The sequence below is a fragment of the Microbacterium sp. IO18 genome, assembly GCF_049099505.1.
Lineage (GTDB): Bacteria > Actinomycetota > Actinomycetes > Actinomycetales > Microbacteriaceae > Microbacterium > Microbacterium aurugineum.
In genome coordinates, this window is record NZ_JBMJAF010000001.1 from 448056 (window position 1) to 473051 (window position 24996).

Sequence of the window (24996 nt, forward strand, 5' to 3'; positions counted from 1 at the left end):
ACCACGGTCCTGATGCCTCCGGAGAGCCGGCGCATCGCGCGCGTGCTCCTCGATTCGCCGCTGCCTCAACTCGACCGGCTCTTCGACTACGCGCTTCCCGCAGAGCTCGGCGACGTACCGCTCGGCGTCCGGGTCCGCGTGCCGTTGCGCACCGCGGGGCGGGTGATCGACGGATACATCGTCGAGATCGACACCGAAGACGACGCCGACCGCCCGCTGTCCGAGGTCGAGAGCGTTGTCTCGGCCGTGCCCGTCCTTCCCGAGCGCCTCTACACGCTGGCACGTCGAGTCGCCGATCGTGCTGCCGGGTCGGCCTCGGACGTGCTGCGCCTCGTGATCCCCAAGCGTCAGGTGCGGGTCGAGAAGGCCTGGACGGCGGACTCGCCCGAAATGCAGCCTGATGCCGCCGCTCGCGAGATCGCGGAGGAAGCCATCGCGGCCTACGACGGCCTCGGCGCCGTCCTCGATACCGGAGGACGCGCCGCGGTCGAAGCGATCCCGCAGCTCCTCGACGGCGTGCAGGGGTGGGCGAAACTCCTGGCCTCGGCTGCAGCGCGGACATTGTCGTCGGGTCGGTCCTCGATCATCGTCGTTCCGGACCATCGCGATCTCGATCGTCTGCTCGCCGCGCTCGAGCCGCTCGTGCCCGCTGGCACGGTGGTGCGTCACGACTCCCGGCAGACCAACCCCGACCGCTATCGGGCCTTTCTGCGCACACTCGAGGACGCTCCCTGCATCGTCGTCGGCAATCGCTCCGCGGTCTACTCGCCTGTGGCCGCCGGGCTGGTGGCGATCTGGGACGATGGCGACCCATTGCTCGGAGAACCGCTGTCGCCGTACGTCAATTCCCGTGACGCGGCGCTCCTCCGACAAGAGCTCGAGGGCTCCGCACTGCTGTTCGCGGGGCACTCGCGTACGACCGACGTCGAGCGCCTCGTCGTACTCGGTTGGCTGCAGGATGTCCGGGCCACGCGTCGCGTGCTTCCGCGGGTCGTCCTCAGCACGGCACAGGAGATGGAGCAGCCGACGGCTCAACGCATGCCGTCATCGGCGTTCCTCGCTGCGCGCAACGCCACGGCCGAAGGACCCGTCCTCGTCCAGGTTTCGCGCCCGGGATTCTCCCCATCCTTGGTGTGCGCCGACTGCCGAGCACCCGCACGCTGCCCGCACTGCGGGGGACCACTCGGTGCGCGGCATCGTGGGGCCGTGCCGGTGTGCGGCTGGTGTGGGCGGGGTGCGAGCGCGTGGACGTGCCCGTCGTGCTCCTCGACGAAGCTGCGCCTCGCGTCGTCCGGGAGCGAACGCACCGCCGATGAGCTCGGACGCGCCTTTCCGGGTGTCCGCGTGATCGTCGCCGACAGTGCGCATCCGGTCGAACGCGTCACGGACAGACCCGCACTCGTGGTCGCGACCCGTGGAGCGGAGCCGATCGCCGACGGCGGCTACCGAGCGGTCGTCCTGCTGGACGGGCCGCGCATGCTCCAGGCCCCCGACCTGCGTGTCGCGGAATCGTGTCTGCGCTGGTGGTCGAACGCCGCGGCCCTCGCCGCGCCCGGAGCACCCGTCCACCTGGTCGGAGTGAACGGCGCAGCGGCCAAGGCGCTCGCGACCTGGAACCACGCGGCCCATGCGCGCGCCGAGCTGGAGAGTCGGGCGCCCCTGCACATGCCGCCCACGACGCGCGTGGCACTCGTGCAGGGGTCGGCTTCTGCCGTCGGTGACGCTCTCGCCGCGCTCAAGGAACTCGCCCTCCCCAGCGATGCCGTCCTCGGACCTGTTCCCGTCGAGTCCGACGAGGTGCCTCCCCGCGTACGTGCCCTCGTGCGTTTCGACTACAGCGCCGGCAGCCGGGTCGCCACGGCCCTGCGCGCGGCAGTGGTCGCCGAAGCCGTGAGCGGCCGCCGACGCAAGGGGCGGTCGACGAAGAGCACACTCTCGGTCCGTCTCGATATCCTCGATCCAGAGCTCTGACCCTTCCGGAGAACCTTCATGCGCCTCGTCTTCGCCGGCACACCCGCTGCTGCTGTGCCCACCCTGCGTCGTCTCGCGACCTCGCACGACATCGCCGCGGTCGTGACGCGGCCCGATGCCGCACTCGGGCGTCGGCGTGTGCTCACGCCGTCTCCGGTCGCGCAGGCGGCCCTCGAACTCGGACTCCCCGTGATCAAGGCCGCTCGGCTCGACGACGCCGCGACCGCGGAGATCGCGGCCCTGGAGGTGGAACTCGGCGTGATCGTGGCCTACGGGGGCCTGGTCCGCGAGCCGCTCCTGTCCATGCCGACGAGGGGATGGATCAACCTGCATTTCTCCCTCCTTCCGGCATGGCGCGGAGCCGCCCCGGTGCAACGAGCGCTCATCGCGGGAGACGACGTTCTCGGCGCGAGTGTCTTCCAGCTGGTCGCCGAGCTGGATGCGGGCGACGTCTATGCGACGCGGGAGATCGAGGTCGCGGAGACGGCGACCGCGGGCGAGGCGCTCGAGACCCTCGCCCATGACGGCGCCGACCTCACGGCCCAGGTGGTCGACGCGATCGCTGACGGCACAGCTGACGCGCGACCGCAGGTGGGGGAGCCGAGTTTCGCGGCCAAGCTGTCACACGCCGACGGCCTCCTCGATTGGAACGCGCCGCTCGACACGGTGTTCGCACGTTTCCGAGGTGCGACTCCCGAACCCGGCGCGCACACGACGGTCGGCGGTCAGGCGCTCAAGGTGCTCGAAGCGGTGCCCGCTGCGGATGCGGAGCCCCTCGCTCCCGGACGTTTTCGTGGCACGAAGAAGGCGCTCCTCATCGGAACGGGCTCGGGGGCGCTGGCGGTGACTCGCGTGCAGCCGGCCGGCAAGGGAGCGATGAACGCGGTCGACTGGTGGCGCGGGCAGCGCGGCGGCGATGAGCTGCAGGCAGGATCATGAGCGGCGAAGGACGGGATCGTCGCACCCCGAGACCGCAGGGACGACGTCCGTCCGGGCACTCTTCCCGCGAGGGACGGGGCACGGAGCGGCGCGGTCCTGTGCGCGCTGTTCAACCCGCTCGTCGGGTCGCCTACGACGTGCTGCGCGCGGTGTCCGAGACCGATGCCTATGCGAACCTCGTGCTCCCGACCGCGATCGCCGACGCGGGGCTCACGCCGCAGGACGCGGCGCTCGCGACGGAGCTCACGTACGGAACGTTGCGAAGGCTCGGCACGTATGACGCGATCATCGCATCGGCGGCCGACCGCCCGACGGACGGCATCGACCCTGCGGTGCTCGACGCACTGCGGCTCGCGGTGCATCAGCTGCTCGCCACCCGCGTCGCTTCGCACGCGGCTGTGAACGAATCGGTGAACCTCGTGGCGACGACATCAGGGCGTGGGGCGTCGAGCTTCGCGAACGCCGTCCTCCGTCGTATCACCCGCGACTCGGGAGAGGTCTGGCAGGCGCGCATCGAGGAGCAGGCGCGCTCCGATGACGAGCGGCTCGCCCTGCGCACCGCGCATCCGGTCTGGGTCATCAGGGCGCTCCGTCGGGCCCTCGCAGCCGAAGGGCGCGGCGACGAGCTCGAGGCGCTTCTGGAGTCCGATAACATCTCGCCCGAGGTGACCCTCGTCGCGTTGCCGGGGCTGGCCGAGCCTGCCGAGCCTCGTCTTCCCTACGCGCCGACCGCTTTCGCGTCCCCCGGGGGCGACCCCCGGCGCTCGGTCGAAGCCTCCGGCGGCACCGTGCGCGTGCAGGACGAGGGCTCCCAGCTCGTGGCCCTCGCGCTGGCGGGCGCTGCGCCCATCGCCTCGGGGGAGCGCTGGCTCGACCTCTGCGCGGGTCCGGGAGGAAAGACCGCGCTCCTCGCCGCGATCGCGCTCGAGCATGACGCCACTCTGGAGGCGAACGAGGTCGTCCCCGTCCGTGCGCGACTCGTCCGCAAGGCTCTCCGGGCCGTACCGGCCGACATCGTCGTCCACGAGCAGGATGGGCGGGCTCTCGCCGCGTCCCGACCGGGGGAGTTCGACCGGATCCTCGTCGATGCGCCCTGCACGGGTCTCGGCGCGCTTCGTCGCCGCCCCGAGGCACGCTGGCGGAAATCGCCGGCGGATGTCGCCGAACTCGTCCCGCTGCAGGTCGAGTTGCTGTCCGCTGCGGTCGATGCGCTCGCTCCCGGTGGCGTCGTCGCTTATGCGACGTGCTCGCCGCATCTCGCGGAGACCACCGGCGTCGTGCAGGAGGTGCTGCGGGCGCGCACGGACATCGTGGAGCTCGATGCGCGTGCGGCGATCGCGGATGTCTCGATGTCGCCGATCGATCTCGCGGTCGAGGGCCGTTCCGGCTCCGGCAGCGCCCAGCTCTGGCCGCACCGACACGGCACCGACGCCATGTTCCTCGCGCTCCTGCAGCGCCCATCGACCGAGAACACCTCATCCGGGAAGGAAGACTAGGACCGTGGATCTGCCCCGCGCCCCGCGCATCAACCCGAGTATCCTCGCCGCCGATTTCGTGAACATGCAGGCGGATCTCGCCCGGATCGCCACCGCGGACTTCGCCCATGTCGACGTGATGGACAACCACTTCGTGCCGAACCTGACGTTCGGCCCGCAGATGGTCGAGCGGATCCAGGCGACCAGCTCCATCCCGCTCGATGTCCACCTGATGATCACGGAGCCGGAGCGGTGGGCACCGGAGTACGCCGAGATCGGCGCCGCGAGTGTCACGTTCCATCTGGAGGCCGCGTCCGACCCCGTGGCGCTCGCTCGCCGACTGCGTGACATCGGATCCCGTGCGGGTGTCGCGGTGAAGCCGGCCACGCCCGTCGACTCGTTGTTCGAGATCCTCGATGAGTTCGACCAGATCCTCGTGATGACGGTCGAACCGGGCTTCGGCGGGCAGAGCTTCATGCCGGAGACGATGCCCAAGCTCGAGGCGCTGGCGGCAGAGGCGCGTCGGCGGGGCTCCCGGGTCTGGCTCCAGGTCGACGGGGGCATCTCCGATCGCACGATCGAGATCGCCGCGGCGGCCGGCGCCGACACCTTCGTCGCCGGATCGGCCGTGTACGGAGCCGATGACGTCGAGGCGGCCGTCACCCGGCTGAGAGACCTCGCCCGAGCCGCTAGCCTGGAAGCGTGAAGACTTTCGACGAGCTGTTCGCCGAGCTCAGCGTCAAGGCAGAGACCCGCCCTGAAGGATCGGGCACGGTCGCCGAACTCGACGGCGGCGTGCACACGATCGGCAAGAAGATCGTGGAAGAAGCCGCCGAGGTGTGGATGGCGTCGGAGTACGAGTCCGACGACGCTGCCGCCGAGGAGATCTCCCAGCTGCTGTACCACGTCCAGGTGATGATGCTCGCGAAGGGGCTCAGCCTGCAGGACGTCTACCGACATCTGTGATGCGCTCCGTTCCGACCTCCTCGAACTGAAAGCCATCCATGCTGCGCATCGCTGTTCCCAACAAGGGCTCCCTCTCCGAGACCGCCGCCGAGATGCTCGCCGAAGCGGGCTACGCCGGGCGTCGTGATCCCAAGACCCTCCATGTCGTCGACGCCGAGAACGACGTCGAGTTCTTCTTCCTCCGTCCCAAGGACATCGCGACCTACGTGGGTTCCGGCGCCATCGACGTCGGCATCACCGGACGCGACCTCCTGCTCGATGCGCGGATGCCCGGCGCGCGCGAGATCGAGGCGCTCGGGTTCGCCGGCTCCACGTTCCGCTTCGCTGCACCGACGGGGCGTTACACCGACGTGTCGGAGCTCGACGGGCTGCGCGTCGCCACCTCCTACCCGGGCCTGGTGGATGCGTTCCTCGACGAGCGCGACATCGCGGTCGACCTGGTGCCGCTCGACGGCGCAGTCGAGTCCGCGGTCCGACTCGGGGTCGCCGATGCGGTCGCCGACGTCGTCGAGACCGGGACCACACTGCGTCAGGCGGGTCTCGATGTGTTCGGCCCCGTCATCCTGGAGTCGGAGGCGGTGCTCATCGCCGGACCGGTCGATGCGGACGGTGCGGAGACGCTGCTCCGCCGCCTGCGTGGCGTGATGGTCGCACGACGGTTCGTGATGATCGACTACGACCTCCCGGTCGCGCTCCTCGACGACGCCGTGAAGATCGCCGGAGGCGTGGAATCGCCGACCGTCTCCCCGCTCCGCGACCCCGAGTGGGTGGCCGTGCGCGTCATGGTCGCGCGCTCGCGCGTTAACCCCGTCATGGATGCGCTCTACGCCCTGGGCGCGCGCGCGATCCTGGTGACGGCCATCCACAACGCGAGGCTGTGATGACTCTCGCCAGTCGTGTCATCCCGTGCCTCGATGTCGCCGCCGGTCGCGTCGTCAAGGGCGTCAACTTCGAGAACCTGCGGGACATGGGTGACCCTGTCGAGCTGGCACGGCACTATGCGGCACAGGGTGCTGACGAGATCACCTTCCTCGATGTGACCGCGACGGTCGACGCCCGGGCGACCACTTACGACGTGGTGCAGCGCACCGCCGAGCAGGTCTTCGTGCCGTTGACCGTGGGCGGGGGAGTGCGCACCGTGGAAGACGTGGCCCGACTGCTCTCGGTCGGTGCCGACAAGGTGGGCGTGAACTCCGCCGCGATCTCGCGCCCAGACCTCATCGGAGAGATCGCGGACCGCTTCGGCGCCCAGGTGCTCGTCCTGTCCCTCGACGTGAAGCGTGCCCCGACCACGTCCTCCGGGTTCGTCGTCACGACGCACGGCGGTCGCACGGAGACGACGCTCGATGCACTCGACTGGGCTCGTGAAGCCGTCGATCGAGGAGCCGGGGAGCTCCTCGTGAACTCCATCGACGCCGACGGCACGCGAGACGGTTTCGATCTCGAGCTGGTGCGCCTGATGCGTGAGGTCGCGTCGGTGCCCGTGATCGCCTCGGGCGGTGCGGGGAAGGCCGCCGACTTCGCTCCGGCCATCAAAGCGGGAGCCGATGCGGTCCTGGCGGCGAGCGTGTTCCACACCGGCGCACTCACGGTCGGCGACGTCAAGGATGCGCTCCGCGCAGAGGGAATGGTGATCAGATGACCACCGTGGACGAGCGCATCGCGCAGGTCGACTTCAATGCGGACGGTCTCGCCCCGGTGATCGTGCAGCAGTGGGACACGCGAGAGGTCCTCATGCTCGCGTGGGTCGACGCGGAGGCCCTGCGACGCACCCTGACCTCCGGCCGCGCCACGTACTGGTCGCGTTCACGACAGGAGTACTGGCGGAAGGGCGACACCTCGGGTCACATCCAGGTCGTGCGCGAAGCGCGGCTGGACTGCGACGGGGACGCCATCCTGCTCCTCGTGGCGCAGCACGGTCCGGCCTGCCACACGGGTACCCGCACTTGTTTCGACACGACCGACCTCGGGGCCGTGGTAGGGGAGGAGCAGTCGTGACTCTCGCGAAGCGCGGTCGTTCGATCTCGGTGTCCGGCTTCCTGCTCGCCGGCGCGATCGGCATCATCTCCTCGACCCAGACCTGGTTCACGGTCGAGCGCGCGGATGCGGGAGAAGCGATCCTCGTGCCCGGCGCGTCCGCCCTCGTTCTCCTCGCCCCGCTCAGCCTTGCGGTTCTCGCCCTCGGCGCGGCGCTCTCGATCGCCGGCAAGGCGGTCCGCCTCGTCTTCGGAGTGCTGGCGGCCGCGACAGCACTGTTCCTCGGCTGGTCGACACTCCAGCTCCTGCTCACCGAGCCGTTCGGCGCCGTCGCCGCCACCGTGACCGAGGTGACGGGTCTGGCCGGCGGCGCGGCGGTCCACGAGACGGTCCTGAGCATCGTGCCTTCCGCGTGGCCGTACATCGCGCTGGTCGGCTGGGCGATCCTGCTGGTCGCGTCCGTCGTCGTCCTCGTGACCTGGCGCGGATGGAAGACGGGCGGACGTCGGTACCGCACCGATCGCGTCGACGTCGCCCACGATGGGCCTGTGGATGCCGTCGATTCGTGGGACGAGCTGTCCCGCGGGACCGATCCGACTCGTTGACCCAGATAGACTGATTCCGAACTGCACGTCGTCCCCCGGAGGAGAACATGACCAACCCGATCGCCGATCCCGGCCACGGACATTCGCCTGCCGCCTGGACCGCCGTCGTCATCATGCTGGTCGGCGTCGCCGCCGCCACTGTCGCGTTCTGCTTCGAGCAGCCGGTCCTCGTGATGATCTCGATCGCTCTCGTTCCCATCGGCGCGATCATGGGCTGGGTGCTGGCCAAGGCCGGCTATGGCGTGAAGGGTCCGAAGTACGCTCCGAAGGCGCACTAATGGTCCTCGCCGACCTGACGGCCGGCGCTGTCGCAGACGCTGAGCGTCGCGCCTCATCGCGCCCGTTGGCCGCCGTGGAGCGCGATGCGCTCGCGCGTCCCGCCGCGAAGGACGCGCTGGCGTTCCTCGCGCCGGCCGATCGTGTGAAGATCATCGCCGAGGTCAAGCGCGCGAGCCCCTCGCGCGGCGCTCTCGCGGAGATCCCCGACCCGGCGCTCCAGGCATCTCTCTACGAAGAGGGAGGCGCCTCGGCGATCAGCGTGCTGACCGAGGAACGTCGATTCGGGGGGAGCCTCGCCGACCTCGAGGCGGTCACCGCCAGGGTCTCGTTGCCGGTGCTGCGCAAGGACTTCATCGCGACCCGCTACCAGGTCCTCGAGGCCCGTGCCGCGGGCGCTGATCTCGTCCTCCTCATCGTCGCCGGTCTCGACGCCGAGGTGCTTCGAGACCTCTTCGGGTTCATCACCGAACTCGGCATGACGCCTCTCGTCGAGACGCATTCGGCCGAGGAGCTCGAAGCCGCCATCGACCTCGGTTCTCCGCTGATCGGTGTGAACGCGCGTGATCTGAAGACACTCGAACTCGACCGCGACCTGTTCGGTCGCCTGGTGGATCGGATCCCGGACACGGCGGTGAAGATCGCCGAGTCCGCAGTGCTCACCCCCGAAGACGTCGCGCACTACCGCTCCGCCGGCGCCGACGTCGTCCTGATCGGCGAGGCTCTCGTCACCGGCGACCCCGTCGCCACTCTCACGCGTTTCCTGGAGGCATGATGAGCCTGCGCGACCAGCACGGTCCTTTCTTCGGCGAATTCGGCGGGCGTTACATGCCCGAGTCGCTCATCGCCGCGATCGACGAGTTGACCGTGGCGTACGAGGCGGCGATCGTCGACCCCGATTTCCGGGCTGAGCTCGCGCACCTGCTGAGCTCGTACGCCGGGAGGCCGTCCGCGATCACCGAGGTGCCGCGGTTCGCCGAGCACGCCGGTGGGGCACGCGTCTTCCTCAAGCGGGAAGACCTCAACCACACGGGTTCGCACAAGATCAACAACGTCCTCGGACAGGCGCTGCTGACCAAACGGCTCGGCAAGACCCGCGTGATCGCCGAGACGGGCGCCGGACAGCACGGCGTCGCGACCGCCACCGCTGCGGCGCTGTTCGGCTTGGACTGCACGATCTACATGGGTGAGGTCGACACCGAGCGTCAGGCGCTCAACGTGGCCCGCATGCGCCTGCTCGGTGCGGAGGTCGTTCCGGTGACGTCCGGTTCCCGCACGCTCAAGGACGCGATCAACGATGCCTACCGCGACTGGGTGGCGTCGGTCGAGACCACCAACTACATCTTCGGCACCGCCGCAGGACCGCACCCCTTCCCGGCGATGGTCCGCGACTTCCAGAAGATCATCGGCGAGGAGGCGCGTGCGCAACTCCTCGACGAGGTCGGACGGCTCCCCGATGCGGTCCTCGCGTGCGTGGGCGGCGGATCGAATGCGATCGGCATGTTCGATGCGTTCCTCGACGATGAGGGCGTCGCGCTCTACGGCGTGGAGGCGGCGGGCGACGGCGTCGACACCGAGAAGCACGCGGCATCGATCGAGCGTGGGCGACCCGGTGTGCTGCACGGTGCCAAGACCTACGTGCTCCAGGATGAGGACGGCCAGACGATCGAGTCGCACTCGATCTCCGCGGGGCTCGACTATCCCGGTGTCGGCCCGGAGCACGCCTGGCTCGCGGACATCGGCCGCGCGGAGTACATCCCGGCGACCGACGACGAAGCCATGCAGGCTCTGCGTCTGCTGAGTCGGACGGAGGGGATCATCCCCGCCATCGAATCCGCCCATGCCCTCGCCGGTGCGCTGCGCGTCGGGCGCGAGCTCGGTCCCGACGGAGTCATCGCGGTGTGTCTCTCGGGTCGTGGCGACAAGGACATGGACACCGCAGCCCGCTATTTCGAGCTCTACGACCAGGCCGCTCTGGCCCACGAGGTCGCGGAGGAGAGCGCCGAGGAAGAGCTCGCATCGAAGGGGGAGCCCCAGCTATGAGCCGAGTCGAACAGGCGATCCAGCGCGCCCAGGACGCCGGCCGCAGCGCGTTCGTCGGCTACCTGCCCGTCGGATTCCCCGACCTCGAGACGAGCATCCAGGCGGCCATCGCCCTCGCCGAGAACGGTGTCGACATCATCGAGCTGGGGCCGCCGTACAGCGACCCGGTGATGGACGGCGCGATCATCCAGGAGGCGACCACCACGGCTCTGGCCGCGGGCTTCCGGATGGCCGACCTCTTCACGGCGATCCGCGCCATCACGGCTGCGACCGATGTGCCGGTCCTCGTCATGACGTACTGGAACCCGGTCATGCAGTACGGCGTCGACCGCTATGCGGATGACCTGCTCGCCGCGGGCGGCGCCGGACTCATCACGCCCGACATCACGCCCGATGCCGCGGGGGAGTGGATCGCCGCGAGCGCGCGGACGGGCCTCGACCGCGTGTTCCTGGCTGCGCCCACCTCCTCCGACGAGCGGCTCGACCTCGTCGTGACGTCGTCCACCGGGTTCGTGTACACCGTCTCGACGATGGGTATCACGGGCGAACGCGCCGAACTCGACCGCGCCGCACGCACCCTCGTCGGACGTCTGCGCGCGCACGGCGCCCGACGCGCGTGCGTGGGCATCGGCATCTCCACGGCCGAACAGATCGCCGGGGTGTCGGAGTACGCCGACGGTGCCATCGTCGGCACAGCCCTCGTCCGTGCCCTGCGCGACGGCGGCGTCCCCGCCCTCGCCGAGGTCACCCGCAACCTGGCCGCCGGCACCTCGTCGGCGCGCCCCGATCACGAGAACTAGAATCGCACTCATGTCACTCGCGCTCCACAGCACCTTCACCGGTGTGCTCGCCAGCATCCCGAGCCCCCCGGTGTCCTACTTCGACCTCGGGCCCATACGGATCCACTTCTATGCGCTGTGCATCATCGCGGGCATCATCGCCGCGACGCTGCTGACCAACCACCGTCTCACCAAGCGCGGTGCGGAGCCGTGGGTCGTGATCGACATCTCGATCCTGGCGGTGCCCCTGGCGATCATCGGCGCCCGGATCTTCCACGTGCTCACCCACCCGAACGACTACTTCGGCGAGGGCATCAACACCTGGAACCCCTTCCAACCGGGCTCGGTGTGGGCCATCTGGGAGGGCGGTATCGCGATCTTCGGTGCGCTCATCGGTGGCGCGATCGGTGCGTATCTCGGCTGCCGCTGGACCGGCATCCGGTTCTGGACGTTCGCCGACGCTCTGGCGCCGGGGCTGCTGCTCGCGCAGGCCATGGGTCGCTTCGGCAACTGGTTCAACCACGAACTCTTCGGCCTCCCCACCGACCTGCCGTGGGGACTGGAGATCGAGTCCACGAACTCCGCGTTCCCTCCCGGTCTTCCCGAGGGCACGCTGTTCCACCCGACCTTCCTCTACGAGGTGCTGTGGAACGGGCTGGGCGTCATCGTCCTGCTCTGGCTCGGCCGCAAGCTCTTCTTCCAGTGGGGTCGCCTGTTCGCGATGTACCTCATCTGGTACAGCGCGGGACGCATCGTCTGGGAGTCGATCCGCATCGACCCGAGCGAGATCATCCTGGGGCTGCGCAGCAACGTCCTCGCGGCCATCATCGGCGTCCTCGTGGGTCTCGCGATCCTCATCGTGCAGACGCGTCGCCACCCCGGTCTCGAGCCCTCGCCGTATCAGCCGGGCCGCGAACGGACCGACGCGGACGCTGATGTACAATCGCAGAACAATCCCTCTGACTTCGTAGACGTGAGCGAGCCTCCGACCGAAGAAGTCACCGCAGGAGCCACCGCCACAAGCACTGCTCCCACGAGCGAGGACGGCTCTCGATAACGCCGCCTCGTGGCGGGAGAACCATTGCACTGAACGAGCGGGCCGACGTCGTCCCCGGGTTTCACTCGACGATCTGAGGACGGTAACTGGTGTACTTCCAGCCCCCTTACGGCGCCTCCGGCGCATACCCCCCGAAGCAGGGCATGTACAACCCGGCGTTCGAGAAGGACGCCTGCGGCCTGGCCATGGTCGCCACGCTGCGCGGCGAAGCCGGGCACGACATCATCGCGTTGGCCCTTCAGGCTCTTCGCAATCTGGAGCACCGTGGTGCCATCGGTTCCGACGCCGGAACCGGAGACGGTGCGGGCATCCTGACGCAGATGCCCGATGCGTTCCTCCGCGCTGTGGTCGGCTTCGAGCTGCCGCCGGTGGGCGAGTATGCCGCGGGGCTGGCGTTCCTGCCTCGCGATTCGAGCGAGCGCCGTCAGCAGAAGGCCGGGATCGAGAAGATCGCCCGCTCGGAAGGACTCCGTGTCCTCGGGTGGCGCGATGTCCCCACAGCCAACGAGAACCTCGGCAAGCTCGCCGATGAGGCGCGTCCCGCCTTCGAGCAGCTCTTCGTGAGCGCCGGGGGAGCGACCCACGCCGATGCGCCGCTCACGGGCATCGCCCTCGACCGTGTCGCCTACCGCCTGCGCAAGCGTGCAGGACACGAACTCGGCGCGTACTTCGTCTCGCTCTCGGCCCGCACGCTCGGCTACAAGGGCATGGTCACGACGCTGCAGCTCGAGCCGTTCTACCCCGACCTGCAGGACGAGCGTTTCGCCTCCGAGCTCGCAGTGGTGCACTCCCGGTACTCCACGAACACCTTCCCGTCGTGGCCGCTCGCGCAGCCGCTGCGGATGCTCGCGCACAACGGTGAGATCAACACCGTCGGCGGGAACCGCAACTGGATGCGTGCACGCCAGTCGCAGTTGGAATCGGAGTTGCTCGGCGACATCGATCCGCTGCTGCCGATCTGCACCGATGGCGCGAGCGACTCCGCCTCTTTCGACGAGGTGCTCGAGCTGCTCACACTCACCGGACGGAGCCTGCCGCACGCCATCATGATGATGGTTCCGGAGGCTTATGAGAAGCAGACCGACATCTCGCCGGAGCTGCGTTCGTTCTACGAGTACCACTCGAACCAGATGGAGCCGTGGGACGGTCCCGCTGCCCTCATCTTCACCGACGGCACGCTCGTCGGCGCCACACTCGACCGCAACGGTCTCCGCCCGGGACGGTGGACGGAGACGACCGACGGTCTGGTCGTGATCGGCTCCGAGACCGGTGTGCTGCAGTTCGAGCCGGAGCGCATCAAGCGTCGCGGCCGACTGCAGCCAGGAAAGATGTTCCTCGTCGACACGGCACAGCGTCGCATCGTCGAGGACAGCGAGATCAAGCGCGACCTCGCCACCATGCACCCGTGGCAGGAGTGGCTGGATGCCGGCGCCGTGCGTCTCGCCGAGCTGCCGGAGCGCGAGCACATCGTGCACCCTCCGGCCTCGATCACCCGCCGTCAGCGGACCTTCGGATACACCGAGGAAGAAGTCCGCATCCTGCTCACCCCGATGGGTCAGACCGGCGTCGAGCCCCTCGGTGCCATGGGCTCCGACACGCCTATCGCGGTGCTCAGCAAGCGTCCGCGACTGCTCTTCGACTACTTCACGCAGCAGTTCGCACAGGTGACGAACCCGCCGCTCGACTCGATCCGTGAAGAGGTCGTCACGAGTCTCAAGCTGGGTCTCGGGCCCGAGAGCAATCTGCTCTCCTGGGGGCCGGAGCACACCCGCACCGTGTCGCTCGACTTCCCCGTGATCGACAACGACGAGCTCGCGAAGATCCGTCACATCGACAAGGCGATGCCCGGCCGGTCGAGTGTGACCATCCGCGGCCTCTACCATTTCGACGCGGGCCCCCAGACCCTGCAGGACCGTCTCACCGAGATGTGCGCGGAGGTCGACGAGGCGATCGAGAACGGCGCCGAGTTCATCATCCTGTCGGACCGTGACTCGAACAAGGACCTCACCCCGATCCCGTCCCTGCTGATGGTGTCGGCGATCCACCACCACCTCATCCGGCGTGAGAACCGCATGAAGGTCGGGCTCATCGTCGAGGCCGGTGACGTGCGTGAAGTGCACCACGTCGCGACGCTGATCGGTTACGGCGCATCTGCGGTGAACCCGTATCTCGCGATGGAGACGGTCGAGCACCTCGTACGCACCGGCTACATCAACGGCATCACGCCCGAGAAGGCGGTCAAGAACCTGATCTACGCCCTCGGCAAGGGCGTGCTCAAGATCATGTCGAAGATGGGCATCTCCACCGTGTCGTCCTACGCGGGCGCTCAGGTGTTCGAGGCCGTCGGCCTCAGCCAGGAGTTCATCGACGCCTACTTCACGCGCACCGAGTCCAAGCTCGGCGGCGTCGGCATCGAGGAGATCTTCGCCGAGAACCAGGCGCGTCACGACTACGCCTACCCGGAGGATGCGGCGGCGCGCGCGCACGAGCGTCTGTGGACCGGTGGCGAGTACCAGTGGCGCCGTGACGGCTCTCCGCACCTGTTCAACCCGGAGACGGTGTTCAAGCTTCAGCACTCGACCCGCACGCGTCGCTACGACATCTTCCGGGAATACACGAAGCTCGTCGACGAGCAGGCGGCGGAGCTGAAGACGCTGCGCGGGCTGTTCACGCTGCGCACCGGCACCCGCAAGCCCGTCCCGCTGGACGAGGTCGAGCCGGTGTCCGCGATCGTCAAGAGGTTCTCGACGGGGGCGATGAGCTATGGCTCGATCTCCCGGGAGGCGCACGAGACGCTCGCGATCGCCATGAACAGGATCGGCGGGAAGTCGAACACCGGTGAAGGCGGCGAGGACCCGGATCGCCTGGTCGACCCGGAACGCCGCAGCGCGATCAAGCAGGTCGCCTCCGGTCGTTTCGGTGTGACCAGCCTCTACCTCACCGAGGCGGACGACATCCAGATCAAGCTCGCTCAGGGGGCCAAGCCCGGCGAGGGAGGACAGCTGCCGCCGACCAAGGTCTACCCCTGGGTCGCCCGCACCCGTCACGCGACGGCCGGTGTCGGTCTCATCTCGCCACCGCCGCACCATGACATCTACTCGATCGAAGACCTCAAGCAGCTCATCTTCGACCTGAAGCGGGCGAACCCCGAGGCGCGTATCCACACCAAGCTGGTGAGCCAGTCGGGCATCGGTGCGGTGTCGGCGGGTGTCGCCAAGGCTTTGAGCGACGTGATCCTCGTCTCCGGCCACGACGGTGGAACAGGAGCGAGCCCGTTGAACTCGCTCAAGCACGCCGGCACGCCGTGGGAGCTCGGTCTCGCCGAGACCCAGCAGACGCTCATGCTCAACGGCATGCGGGACCGTGTCGTCGTGCAGGTCGACGGTCAGCTCAAGACCGGTCGTGACGTGATCATCGGTGCGCTGCTGGGAGCGGAGGAGTTCGGTTTCGCGACGGCGCCCCTCGTGGTCAGCGGCTGCATCATGATGCGGGTCTGCCACCTCGACACCTGCCCGGTCGGCGTCGCGACCCAGAACCCGGTGCTGCGCGAGCGCTTCACGGGAAAGCCCGAGTTCGTCGTGAACTTCATGGAGTTCATCGCCGAAGAGGTGCGCGAACTCCTCGCCGAGCTGGGATACCGCTCTCTCGACGAGGTGATCGGGCGCGCCGATCTCATCGAGGTGAACGCTGCCGTGGAGCACTGGAAGGCAGAGGGTCTCGACCTGACGCCCGTGCTCGAAGGCCCGGCCTTCCCGGCGGGCGAGCCGCGTCGCAGCGGCCGCGCGCAGGATCACGAACTCGAGAAGCACTTCGACGTGCAGCTCATCGACATCGCGAAGGGGGCGCTGCTCAACGGCGAACCCGTCGTGGCGGAGCTGCCCATCGCGAACACCGAGCGTGCCGTGGGGACGATGCTGGGACATCAGGTCACTTCGCGCCACGGCGCCGCCGGCTTGCCTGAGGGAACCATCGACGTCACACTGCACGGCACCGCGGGGCAGTCGCTCGGCGCGTTCCTGCCGCCGGGCATCGTGCTCCGACTTGAGGGCGACGCGAACGACTACGTCGGCAAGGGGCTGTCCGGTGGAGACATCACCATCCGCCCGCCGCGCGGGTCCTCCATTGCTCCGGAGGACAACGTGATCGCCGGCAACGTGATCGGCTATGGCGCGACGTCGGGGACGATGTTCATCTCCGGTGTCGTCGGTGAACGCTTCCTCGTCCGCAACTCGGGCGCGACCGCCGTCGTCGAGGGAGTGGGCGACCACGCGCTCGAGTACATGACGGGTGGCCTGGCTGTGATCCTCGGCTCGACCGGCCGCAACTTCGGCGCCGGTATGTCCGGGGGAGTGGCCTACGTGCACGCCCTCGACACCAGCAAGGTGAACGCGCAGTCGCTCGGGAGTGGAGAACTGCTGCTCGAACCACTCGATCGCGCAGATCTCGAGGTGCTGCGAAGCCTGTTGGTCGCGCATGCCGAGCGCACGGCCTCACCGCGGGCCTCCGCGCTCCTCGAGAACTTCGATGACGTCGCCGCGGAGTTCGTGAAGGTGCTTCCTCGCGACTTCGCCGCGGTGCGGAGCATGCGCGAAGAAGCACTGGCCGAGGGGATCGACCCCGACGGCGACATCGTTTGGAACCGCATCCTGGAGGTGACCGGTGGCTGACCCCAAAGGCTTTCTGAAGGTGACCGAGCGGGAACTTCCCGCACGTCGTCCGGTGCCTGTGCGCATCATGGACTGGAAAGAGGTCTACGAGCCGGGCGACAAGCAGGTCCTGCGTCGTCAAGCCGGACGCTGCATGGACTGCGGCGTGCCGTTCTGTCATCAGGGATGCCCGCTCGGCAACCTGATCCCCGAGTGGAACGACCTCACCTGGCGCGGTGAGGGCCGCGCGGCGATCGAGCGCCTGCACGCCACGAACAACTTCCCGGAGTTCACGGGGCGGCTGTGCCCCGCGCCCTGCGAGAGCTCTTGCGTGCTCGGCATCAACCAGCCGGCGGTCACGATCAAGCAGATCGAGGTCTCGATCATCGATGAGGCCTTCGCGAAGGGGTGGGTCGAGCCGGAGCCGCCCGAGCGCCTCACAGGAAAGACGGTCGCCGTGGTCGGATCGGGCCCCGCGGGTCTCGCTGCCGCCCAGCAGCTCACCCGCGCCGGGCACACGGTCGCGGTCTTCGAGCGGGACGACCGCATCGGCGGTCTGCTGCGCTACGGCATCCCGGACTTCAAGATGGAGAAGACGCAGCTCGAATCGCGCCTTCGCCAGATGCAGGAGGAGGGCACGCGCTTCCGTGCCGGTGTGGAGATCGGCAAGGACATCTCCTGGCCCGACCTGCGTGCCCGCTACGACGCCGTCGTCATCGCGACGGGGTCCACGGTTCCACGTGACCTCGCCATCCCCGGCCGTGACCTCGACGGCGTGCACTTCGCCATGGAGTACCTCGTCGAGTCCAATCACGCGGTCGCGGGCGACAAGGTCACCGACCAGATCAGCGCGGAGGGCAAGCACGTCATCGTCATCGGCGGTGGAGACACCGGAGCGGACTGCATCGGCACCGCGCACCGTCAGGGCGCTCTCAGCGTCACCAACCTGGCGATCGGCATGCAGCCGGGCGACGTCCGTCCGGACCACCAGCCGTGGCCGATGATGCCGACGATCTTCGAGGTGTCGTCCGCCCACGAGGAGGGTGGAGAGCGGGTGTACCTCGCGTCCACCGTCGAGTTCCTCGGAAACGACGTCGGTGAGGTGCGTGCGCTGCGCGTGGCCGAGACCGAGTACGTCGACGGCCGCCGCGTCCCCAAGAGCGGCACCGAGCGAGAGATCCCCGCGGATCTGGTCCTGATCGCGATGGGCTTCACCGGACCCGAGCAGGAGGGATACACCGAAGACACGCTTCCGCAGGTCACCGACCGTGGCGCCTTCCGTCGCGACTCGTCGTACGAGTCGACGGTTCCCGGAGTGTTCGTCGCCGGAGACGCCGGTCGCGGTCAGTCGCTCATCGTATGGGCCATCGCCGAGGGTCGCGCCGCTGCCGCGAACGTCGATCGCTTCCTGATGGGCACCACCGTGCTTCCCGAGCCGGTGCGACCGAGTGATGTCGCGATCGGTCTCCAGCCCGCGTAGGCTGAGGCCGGCACCGTCGCCTGATTTACATCCCCCATTTCTACCCTGGAGTATCTGTTGAGACGCGCGAAAATCGTCGCCACCTTGGGCCCCGCAACTTCCACGTATGAGACGGTGCGCGCACTGATCGATGCGGGGGTGGACGTCGCGCGACTGAACCTCAGCCACGGCGACTACTCGGTTCACGAGAACAACTACGCGAACGTGCGTCGTGCCGCAGAGGATGCCGGTCGTCCCGTCGCGATCCTCGTCGACCTGCAGGGGCCGAAGATCCGCCTCGGCAAGTTCGAGGACGGGCCGTACGAACTCGCCAAGGGCGACATCTTCAAGATCACGACCGAAGACATCATCGGCAACAAGGAGATCTGCGGAACGACCTTCAAGGGCCTCCCGCAAGACGTCAAGCCGGGTGACTTCCTCCTGATCGACGACGGCAAGGTGCGCGTCGAGGTCGTCGAGACCGACGGCGTCACGGTGACCACCAAGGTCATCGTCGCCGGTGCCGTCTCCAACAACAAGGGCATCAACCTTCCCGGCGTCGCCGTCAACGTCCCTGCTCTCAGCGAGAAGGACGAAGACGACCTGCGCTGGGGACTGCGCATCGGCGCCGATCTGATCGCGCTGTCGTTCGTGCGCAACGCCGCCGATGTGACCCGCGTTCACGAGATCATGGCGGAAGAGGGCGTCAAGGTTCCCGTCATCGCCAAGGTCGAGAAGCCGCAGGCCGTCGATGCGCTGGAAGAGATCGTCGACGCGTTCGATGCGATCATGGTCGCCCGTGGTGACCTGGGCGTCGAGCTTCCGCTCGAGGCCGTGCCGATCGTGCAGAAGCGCGCCGTCGAGATCGCTCGCCGGATGGCCAAGCCGGTGATCGTCGCGACGCAGATGCTCGAGTCGATGATCAGCAGCCCGGTTCCCACGCGTGCCGAGACCTCGGACGTCGCGAACGCCGTCCTCGACGGTGCGGATGCCGTCATGCTCTCCGGTGAGACCAGTGTCGGCGACTACCCGGTCGTGGTCGTCGAGACCATGGCACGGATCATCGCCTCCACGGAAGAGCACGGCTTGGAGCGCATCCTGCCGCTGACGACCAAGCCCCGCACGCAGGGAGGCGCGATCACGCTCGCCGCTCTCGAGGTGGCGGAGTTCGTCGAGGCGAAGTTCCTCTGCGTGTTCACGCAGTCCGGGGATTCCGCGCGTCGTCTGTCGCGTCTGCGTTCGCGCATCCCGATGATCGCGTTCACCCCGGAGCCGGGAATCCGTCGCCGCATGGCTCTGACCTGGGGCATCCGCTCCACCCTGGTCGACATGGTCCAGCACACCGACCTGATGTATCACCAGGTGGACGAGTATCTGCTCGGCAACGGTCTCGCACAGGAGGGGGACAAGGTCGTCGTGATCTCCGGTTCCCCTCCCGGAATCGTCGGATCGACCAACGACCTGCGCGTGCACAAGGTGGGCGATGCGATCCGCGGCGCGGCACCGATCTACAAGGCCGGCGTCTGACATCGCGCATCGAGGGGGCGGAGCTTCGGCTTCGCCCCCTCTGCCGTGCGATCCGGTAGTTTTCCCTCATGGGTCCGCATCGTCTTCTGAGGAGCACGTCATCGGCGCGCTGAGGAAGGCGGGGTGGTGGTGCGCGGACTACGCGTACGCGGGGTTCTGGCAGCTGCGCGCGATGTTCGACCGCACGGATCCTGCGTCGTTCACCTCCGGGAGCGGTGCACGGATCGTCGTCCTTCCCGGCGTCTACGAAACGTGGAAGTTCATGCAGCCGCTCGTCGCGGCGATGCATGAGCGAGGCCACCCGGTCCAGGTCGTCGACACCCTCCATCGCAATCGACGTCCGGTGGTGGAGATGGCGCAGAGCGTCGGGGACTTCCTGGAGCGCCATGACCTCACGGATGTGATCCTGGTCGCCCACAGCAAGGGCGGGCTCGCGGGCAAGCTGGTCATGACGGGACCGGCGGCCGGCCGTGTGCGCTCGATGCTGGCGATCGCGACACCGTTCGGCGGTTCGAGCTATGCCCGTTTGATGCTCTCGCGGACGCTGCGGGAGTTCGCCCCCGATGACCCGGGAATCGTGAGCCTCACACAGAGACGGTCGGTGAACGATCGGATCGTCTCGATCTACGCGGAATTCGACCCGCACATCCCGGAGGGCAGCGAACTCGTCGGTGCCAAGAACGTCCGCCTCGACACCGGGGGGCATTTCCGGATCCTCGCGCATCCCCGGGTGCTCGCCGAGCTGGCTGTCCTCGCCGAGGAGCCCTGAGGGCTCTCTTCATCAAACGGTGCCGGCGGTGGGACTCGAACCCACACGCCCTTTCGGACAAAGCATTTTGAGTGCTCCGCGTCTGCCATTCCGCCACGCCGGCTCGTGTGTCGCGTCTACGACTTTAGCGCAGCATGAGACCCGGATTCTCCGCGCCGACCGCCTGGGGCCTGCGAACAGGGGCTCTCCACTAGGATGGTTGTGTGACAGAGCAAGAAGAGCAGGCTGAGCAGCCCACGTCATCCGCACCCCGACGCGTCGTCGTCGCTGAAGACGAGTCGCTGATCCGTCTCGACATCGTCGAGATCCTTCGCGACAACGGCTTCGATGTCGTGGGCGAGGCGGGGGATGGAGAGACCGCGGTCGCTCTGGCGACCGAGCTCCGACCGGACCTCGTCATCATGGACGTCAAGATGCCACAGCTCGACGGCATCAGCGCTGCGGAGAAGCTGCACAAGGGCAACATCGCGCCGGTCGTCCTGCTCACGGCGTTCAGCCAGAAGGAGCTCGTCGAGCGCGCGAGCGAGGCCGGTGCTCTCGCGTACGTCGTGAAGCCGTTCACCCCGAACGACCTCCTGCCCGCGATCGAGATCGCGCTGGCTCGCCACGAGCAGATCATCACGCTCGAGGCCGAGGTCGCCGACATGGTCGAGCGCTTCGAGACCCGCAAGCTCGTCGATCGGGCCAAGGGTCTGCTCAACGAGAAGATGGGCCTGAGCGAACCTGAGGCGTTCCGCTGGATCCAGAAGGCGTCGATGGACCGCCGTCTGACGATGCAGGACGTCGCCAAGGCGATCATCGAGCAGCTCGCCCCCAAGAAGTAGCGGTGAGCGCCGGCGCGATCCGGCTCGATACCGAGCACATCCTGCGGCCGGTGAGGCGGGGGGATGGAGTTGCGCTCGCCCGTGCGTATGTCGCGAATCGCGAACATCTCGCGCCGTGGGAGCCGACGCGCTCGGAGGCGTTCTTCACCGTCGCCGCGCAGGAGCAGCACGCACAGCTCTGCGTGGAAGACGCGGACGCCGGGCGGAGTCTCCGCTTCGTCATCGAATCCGATGACGGGGAGATCCGCGGTCGGATGAACATCAACAACATCGTCCGGGGTGCGTTCTGGAGCGCTGACCTCGGCTACTGGGTCGATGCCACGCGGCTGCGCCGCGGCCTCGCGAGTCGCGCGGTCGCTCAGCTCATCGAGTATTCACGGACGCAGGTCCGCCTTCACCGGCTCCAGGCCGCCACCCTGCTGCACAACCTCGGTTCCCAACGCGTGCTGGTCGGCAACGGCTTCGAGCGCATCGGCATGGCGCCGAAGTACCTCCGCATCGCGGGGGAGTGGCAGGACCACCTGCTGTTCCAGCGACTGCTCGAGCAACCGCTCAGCTGGCGGCGGGAAGGTCCTTGATCATGTTGGTGATGCGGATCGTGGAGCAGCGGCGTCCCTGATCGTCGGTCACCACGATCTCGTGCACGGTGATGCTCCGTCCCAGGTGCACCGGTGTGCACACGCCGGTGACGACGCCTGACGTGGCCGATCGAGTGTGCGTCGCGTTGATGTCGACGCCGACGGCGAGACGGCCGGCACCGGCATGCAGGTTCGCCGCCATCGAACCGAGCGATTCGCCGAGCACCACGTACGCGCCACCGTGCATGAGGCCGACCGGCTGGGTGTTGCCTTCGACAGGCATCGTCGCGACACAACGGTCGATGCCGAACTCGACGAACTCCATGCCCATCTTCTCGGCCAGGGCACCCATTCCGCGGGCCGTGGCCCAGTCGAGTCCCTCGCTCGTCGCGACGTCGCTCATGCATCCTCCTCAGCGGGTGTCTGTCGTCCTCGTTAGGCTGACAGGGTGACGGACTCCGCAAAGCCTACCCTCATGGTCGTCGACGGCCACTCGCTCGCCTACCGCGCTTTCTTCGCGCTCCCGGTCGACAATTTCACGACCAAGGACAATCAGCACACCAACGGCATCTACGGCTTCCTCTCGATGCTGGTGAACCTCATCAAAGCCGAGCAGCCGACGCACTTGGCGATCGCCTTCGACACCTCGCGTCACTCGTTCCGCACGGAGGAGTACTCGGAGTACAAGGCCACGCGTTCCGAGTCGCCGCAGGAGTTCAAGGGTCAGATCCCGCTTCTGCAGGACTGCCTCGCCGCCATGTCGATCCCTGTCCTGACGAAGGAGGGGATCGAGGCCGACGACATCCTCGCGACGCTCGCTTCACAGGGCGCCGAGCAGGGCTTCGACGTGCTCGTCGTCTCCGGAGACCGTGACACCATCCAGCTCGTGAACGACGACGTCACGCTGCTCTACCCGTCGGTGCAAGGCGTCTCGCAACTCAAGCGCTACGACCCGACAACGGTGCAGGAGCGCTACGGTGTGCGTCCCGAGCAGTACCCCGACATCGCGGCCCTGGTCGGCGAGACCAGCGACAACCTGCCCGGCGTGCCGAAGGTCGGAGAGAAGACGGCGGTCAAGTGGCTCACGCAGTTCGGATCGCTCGATGAGCTGATCGCCCGTGCCGACGAGATCAAGGGAGTGGTCGGCGGCAACCTCCGCGACCACATCGACGATGTCCGACGCAACCGCAAGCTCAACCGTCTCCTCACCGATGTCGAGCTCCCGGTCGGACCCTCCGACCTGGCCGTGGCACCGATCGATGCGCAGGCCGTGCGCGACATCTTCGCCCGGCTCGAGTTCCGCACTCTGCTGCCGCGGGTGTTCGAGGCCGTCGGAGCCGGGGAGGTCGCCGATGACCCGGCGTCGGTCGTCGTGGTGCCCGCACCGGTCGAGACGTCACCGGCGGAGCTGGCGGCCTGGGCTGCCGCGCAGGACGGCGATGTCTCCCTGCGGATCATGACGCAGGGAGGTTCCCCCACACGGATCGGCGCCGCGACTCTCACCGACCTCCGCGAGTCGGATTGGACGGAGAGCGCCGCAGAGGCTCTGCGCGAATGGATCGAGTCCGACGCGCCGAAGGTGCTGCACGATGCGAAGCCGCAGGTGAAGGCCCTGATCCGTCAGGGTATCCGCCTCCGCGGTCTCGCCTATGACACGAGCCTGGCCGGCTGGCTCCTGCGGCCGAGCTTCCCGGACAAGACCCTGTCCGACTTGGTCGAGCGCTATCTCGGCGAGAAGCTGCCCGAGGCCGACCCATCCCAGCTGGTGCCCGAGACCGAGGGAGCCACACCGTCGCAGGAGGCATGGTTCGCGTTGCGCGTCGCCGATGCGCTGCGTGAAGACATCCCCGAGTCGGTCGCCGCTGTCCTGGTCGACATCGAACTGCCGACCCTGCTCACCCTCGCCGACATGGAGGTCGCGGGCGTCGCGGTCTCGCACGAGGTGCTCTCCACGTTCTCCGGCGAGCTCGCCGCTCGCGCCGAGGGGCTCGCGCAGGAGGCGTTCTCGGTCGTCGGTCGTGAATTCAATCTCGGTTCGCCCAAGCAGCTGCAGGAGGTCTTGTTCGAAGACCTGCAGTTGCCGAAGACCCGCAAGACCAAGACCGGCTACTCCACCGACGCCGCGGTGCTCGCAGACCTGCAGGAGAGCAACCCGCACCCGTTCCTCAGCCTGTTGCTGCAGCACCGTGAGGCCACCAAGCTCCGGCAGATCATCGAGTCCCTCGACACGGCAATCGGCGACGACCACCGCGTGCACACGACGTATGTGCAGACTGGGAGCCAGACCGGGCGACTGTCCAGTACCGATCCCAATCTGCAGAACATCCCGGTGCGTACGGAGGAATCGCGCCGTATCCGGAGCGCATTCGAGGTCGGCGCGGGGTACGACGCTCTCTTGACGGCCGACTATTCGCAGATCGAGATGCGCATCATGGCCCATCTGTCCGGCGACGAGGGGCTGATCGAGGCCTTCAACAGTGGCGAGGACCTGCACCGGTTCGTCGGCGCCCGCGTGTTCGGGGTCGAGCCCAGCGAGGTGTCTCCGGCGATGCGCACGAAGGTGAAGGCGATGTCCTACGGCCTCGTCTACGGACTCTCGGCGTTCGGGCTCTCGAAGCAGCTGCGCATCGAGCAGTCCGAGGCCAAGCAGCTGATGGTGGAGTATTTCGCACGATTCGGCGCGGTGCGCGACTATCTGCGCGCCTCGGTCATGAAGGCGAAAGAGGTCGGCTACACCGAGACGATCTTCGGGCGTCGTCGGCCGTTCCCCGACCTCGCGAGCCCGAACCGGGTACTGCGTGAGAACGCCGAGCGCGCTGCCCTCAACGCGCCGATCCAGGGGAGCGCCGCCGACATCATGAAGATCGCGCTGCTTCACATCCACGACGACCTTCGCTCCCAGCAGCTGTCCTCGCGCGTGCTGCTCCAGATCCATGACGAACTCGTCGTCGAGGTCGCCCCGGGGGAGTGGGATGCCACGGAGCAGATCGTTCGCGCTCGAATGGGCGATGCCGCACAGTTGTCGGTGCCGCTCGATGTTCAGGTCGGCCGCGGCCGTGACTGGAACGAAGCCGCGCACTGACCTCCGCCGTGGGAGGGGCCGGG

Annotated in this window: 22 protein-coding genes and 1 tRNA gene; 21 read left to right on the forward strand and 2 right to left on the reverse strand. The window is 68.0% G+C overall.

Annotated elements, in window-relative coordinates; genetic code table 11:
- Window positions 1-12 precede the first annotated feature (12 nt).
- From ACLF6J_RS02220 to ACLF6J_RS02305, 18 genes are all read left to right on the forward strand, one after another.
- A complete protein-coding gene (locus tag ACLF6J_RS02220) occupies window positions 13-1971 on the forward strand; it encodes a primosomal protein N' (RefSeq protein WP_134353731.1) in 1959 nt (652 codons plus the stop codon).
- Window positions 1972-1989: 18 nt separating this feature from the next.
- Window positions 1990-2910, forward strand: a complete 921-nt coding sequence (gene fmt, locus ACLF6J_RS02225; protein WP_134353730.1) for a methionyl-tRNA formyltransferase — start codon at window positions 1990-1992, stop codon at window positions 2908-2910.
- On the forward strand, window positions 2907-4406 hold the full coding sequence (locus ACLF6J_RS02230) for an RsmB/NOP family class I SAM-dependent RNA methyltransferase (protein WP_134353729.1): 1500 nt from the start codon (window positions 2907-2909) through the stop codon (window positions 4404-4406). The genes fmt and ACLF6J_RS02230 overlap by 4 nt, the downstream gene beginning before the upstream one ends.
- 4 nt (window positions 4407-4410) lie before the next feature.
- The gene (gene rpe / locus ACLF6J_RS02235; protein WP_134353728.1) at window positions 4411-5091 is read left to right on the forward strand and encodes a ribulose-phosphate 3-epimerase; all 681 of its coding nucleotides are present in this window, start codon (window positions 4411-4413) and stop codon (window positions 5089-5091) included.
- Window positions 5088-5351 (forward strand): phosphoribosyl-ATP diphosphatase, encoded by a 264-nt coding sequence (locus tag ACLF6J_RS02240; protein ID WP_047519541.1) that lies wholly within the window; start codon window positions 5088-5090, stop codon window positions 5349-5351. Before rpe ends, ACLF6J_RS02240 begins: the two co-directional genes overlap by 4 nt.
- Before the next feature lie 38 nt (window positions 5352-5389).
- Complete coding sequence (gene hisG / locus ACLF6J_RS02245) at window positions 5390-6232, forward strand: ATP phosphoribosyltransferase (RefSeq protein WP_047519543.1); 843 nt, start codon at window positions 5390-5392, stop codon at window positions 6230-6232.
- Entirely contained in the window at window positions 6232-6993 is a 762-nt protein-coding gene (gene hisF / locus ACLF6J_RS02250) for an imidazole glycerol phosphate synthase subunit HisF (protein WP_134353727.1), read from the forward strand. Before hisG ends, hisF begins: the two co-directional genes overlap by 1 nt.
- The gene (hisI, locus tag ACLF6J_RS02255; RefSeq protein ID WP_134353726.1) at window positions 6990-7349 is read left to right on the forward strand and encodes a phosphoribosyl-AMP cyclohydrolase; all 360 of its coding nucleotides are present in this window, start codon (window positions 6990-6992) and stop codon (window positions 7347-7349) included. The genes hisF and hisI overlap by 4 nt, the downstream gene beginning before the upstream one ends.
- Complete coding sequence (locus tag ACLF6J_RS02260; RefSeq protein WP_134353725.1) at window positions 7346-7933, forward strand: Trp biosynthesis-associated membrane protein; 588 nt, start codon at window positions 7346-7348, stop codon at window positions 7931-7933. The genes hisI and ACLF6J_RS02260 overlap by 4 nt, the downstream gene beginning before the upstream one ends.
- Before the next feature lie 47 nt (window positions 7934-7980).
- Window positions 7981-8211 carry an HGxxPAAW family protein gene (locus ACLF6J_RS02265; RefSeq protein WP_047519551.1) on the forward strand — a complete coding sequence of 77 codons (231 nt, stop codon included), beginning with the start codon at window positions 7981-7983 and terminating at the stop codon, window positions 8209-8211.
- Window positions 8211-8984 (forward strand): indole-3-glycerol phosphate synthase TrpC, encoded by a 774-nt coding sequence (gene trpC, locus ACLF6J_RS02270; protein ID WP_047519553.1) that lies wholly within the window; start codon window positions 8211-8213, stop codon window positions 8982-8984. Before ACLF6J_RS02265 ends, trpC begins: the two co-directional genes overlap by 1 nt.
- Window positions 8984-10252: a tryptophan synthase subunit beta gene (trpB, locus tag ACLF6J_RS02275; RefSeq protein ID WP_134354015.1), complete on the forward strand. Its 1269-nt coding sequence runs from the start codon at window positions 8984-8986 to the stop codon at window positions 10250-10252. The genes trpC and trpB overlap by 1 nt, the downstream gene beginning before the upstream one ends.
- Window positions 10249-11052 carry a tryptophan synthase subunit alpha gene (gene trpA / locus ACLF6J_RS02280; protein ID WP_134353724.1) on the forward strand — a complete coding sequence of 268 codons (804 nt, stop codon included), beginning with the start codon at window positions 10249-10251 and terminating at the stop codon, window positions 11050-11052. Before trpB ends, trpA begins: the two co-directional genes overlap by 4 nt.
- 10 nt (window positions 11053-11062) lie before the next feature.
- Window positions 11063-12088, forward strand: a complete 1026-nt coding sequence (gene lgt, locus ACLF6J_RS02285) for a prolipoprotein diacylglyceryl transferase (protein ID WP_047519559.1) — start codon at window positions 11063-11065, stop codon at window positions 12086-12088.
- A 143-nt stretch (window positions 12089-12231) separates the two neighbouring features.
- A complete protein-coding gene (gene gltB, locus ACLF6J_RS02290) occupies window positions 12232-16755 on the forward strand; it encodes a glutamate synthase large subunit (protein WP_134354014.1) in 4524 nt (1507 codons plus the stop codon).
- Window positions 16748-18214: a glutamate synthase subunit beta gene (locus ACLF6J_RS02295; protein ID WP_134353723.1), complete on the forward strand. Its 1467-nt coding sequence runs from the start codon at window positions 16748-16750 to the stop codon at window positions 18212-18214. The genes gltB and ACLF6J_RS02295 overlap by 8 nt, the downstream gene beginning before the upstream one ends.
- A 57-nt stretch (window positions 18215-18271) precedes the next feature.
- The gene (gene pyk, locus ACLF6J_RS02300; protein ID WP_047519565.1) at window positions 18272-19720 is read left to right on the forward strand and encodes a pyruvate kinase; all 1449 of its coding nucleotides are present in this window, start codon (window positions 18272-18274) and stop codon (window positions 19718-19720) included.
- Window positions 19721-19892: 172 nt separating this feature from the next.
- Window positions 19893-20489 carry an esterase/lipase family protein gene (locus tag ACLF6J_RS02305; RefSeq protein ID WP_194239370.1) on the forward strand — a complete coding sequence of 199 codons (597 nt, stop codon included), beginning with the start codon at window positions 19893-19895 and terminating at the stop codon, window positions 20487-20489.
- A 20-nt stretch (window positions 20490-20509) separates the two neighbouring features.
- Here the strand turns inward: ACLF6J_RS02305 and ACLF6J_RS02310 are convergent.
- A tRNA-Leu gene (locus tag ACLF6J_RS02310) sits at window positions 20510-20592 on the reverse strand.
- Between the two features lie 100 nt (window positions 20593-20692).
- On the opposite strand from ACLF6J_RS02310, the gene ACLF6J_RS02315 reads away from it, so the two are divergent.
- Window positions 20693-21313, forward strand: a complete 621-nt coding sequence (locus ACLF6J_RS02315; protein WP_017830602.1) for an ANTAR domain-containing response regulator — start codon at window positions 20693-20695, stop codon at window positions 21311-21313.
- 2 nt (window positions 21314-21315) lie between these two features.
- Entirely contained in the window at window positions 21316-21891 is a 576-nt protein-coding gene (locus ACLF6J_RS02320; RefSeq protein WP_134353722.1) for a GNAT family N-acetyltransferase, read from the forward strand.
- Here the strand turns inward: ACLF6J_RS02320 and ACLF6J_RS02325 are convergent.
- Window positions 21866-22294: a hotdog fold thioesterase gene (locus tag ACLF6J_RS02325; protein WP_134353721.1), complete on the reverse strand. Its 429-nt coding sequence runs from the start codon at window positions 22292-22294 to the stop codon at window positions 21866-21868. The genes ACLF6J_RS02320 and ACLF6J_RS02325 overlap by 26 nt on opposite strands.
- Before the next feature lie 45 nt (window positions 22295-22339).
- On the opposite strand from ACLF6J_RS02325, the gene polA reads away from it, so the two are divergent.
- Window positions 22340-24973, forward strand: coding sequence for a DNA polymerase I (gene polA / locus ACLF6J_RS02330; RefSeq protein ID WP_421076815.1), 2634 nt, complete (start codon window positions 22340-22342; stop codon window positions 24971-24973).
- Window positions 24974-24996: the final 23 nt, after the last annotated feature.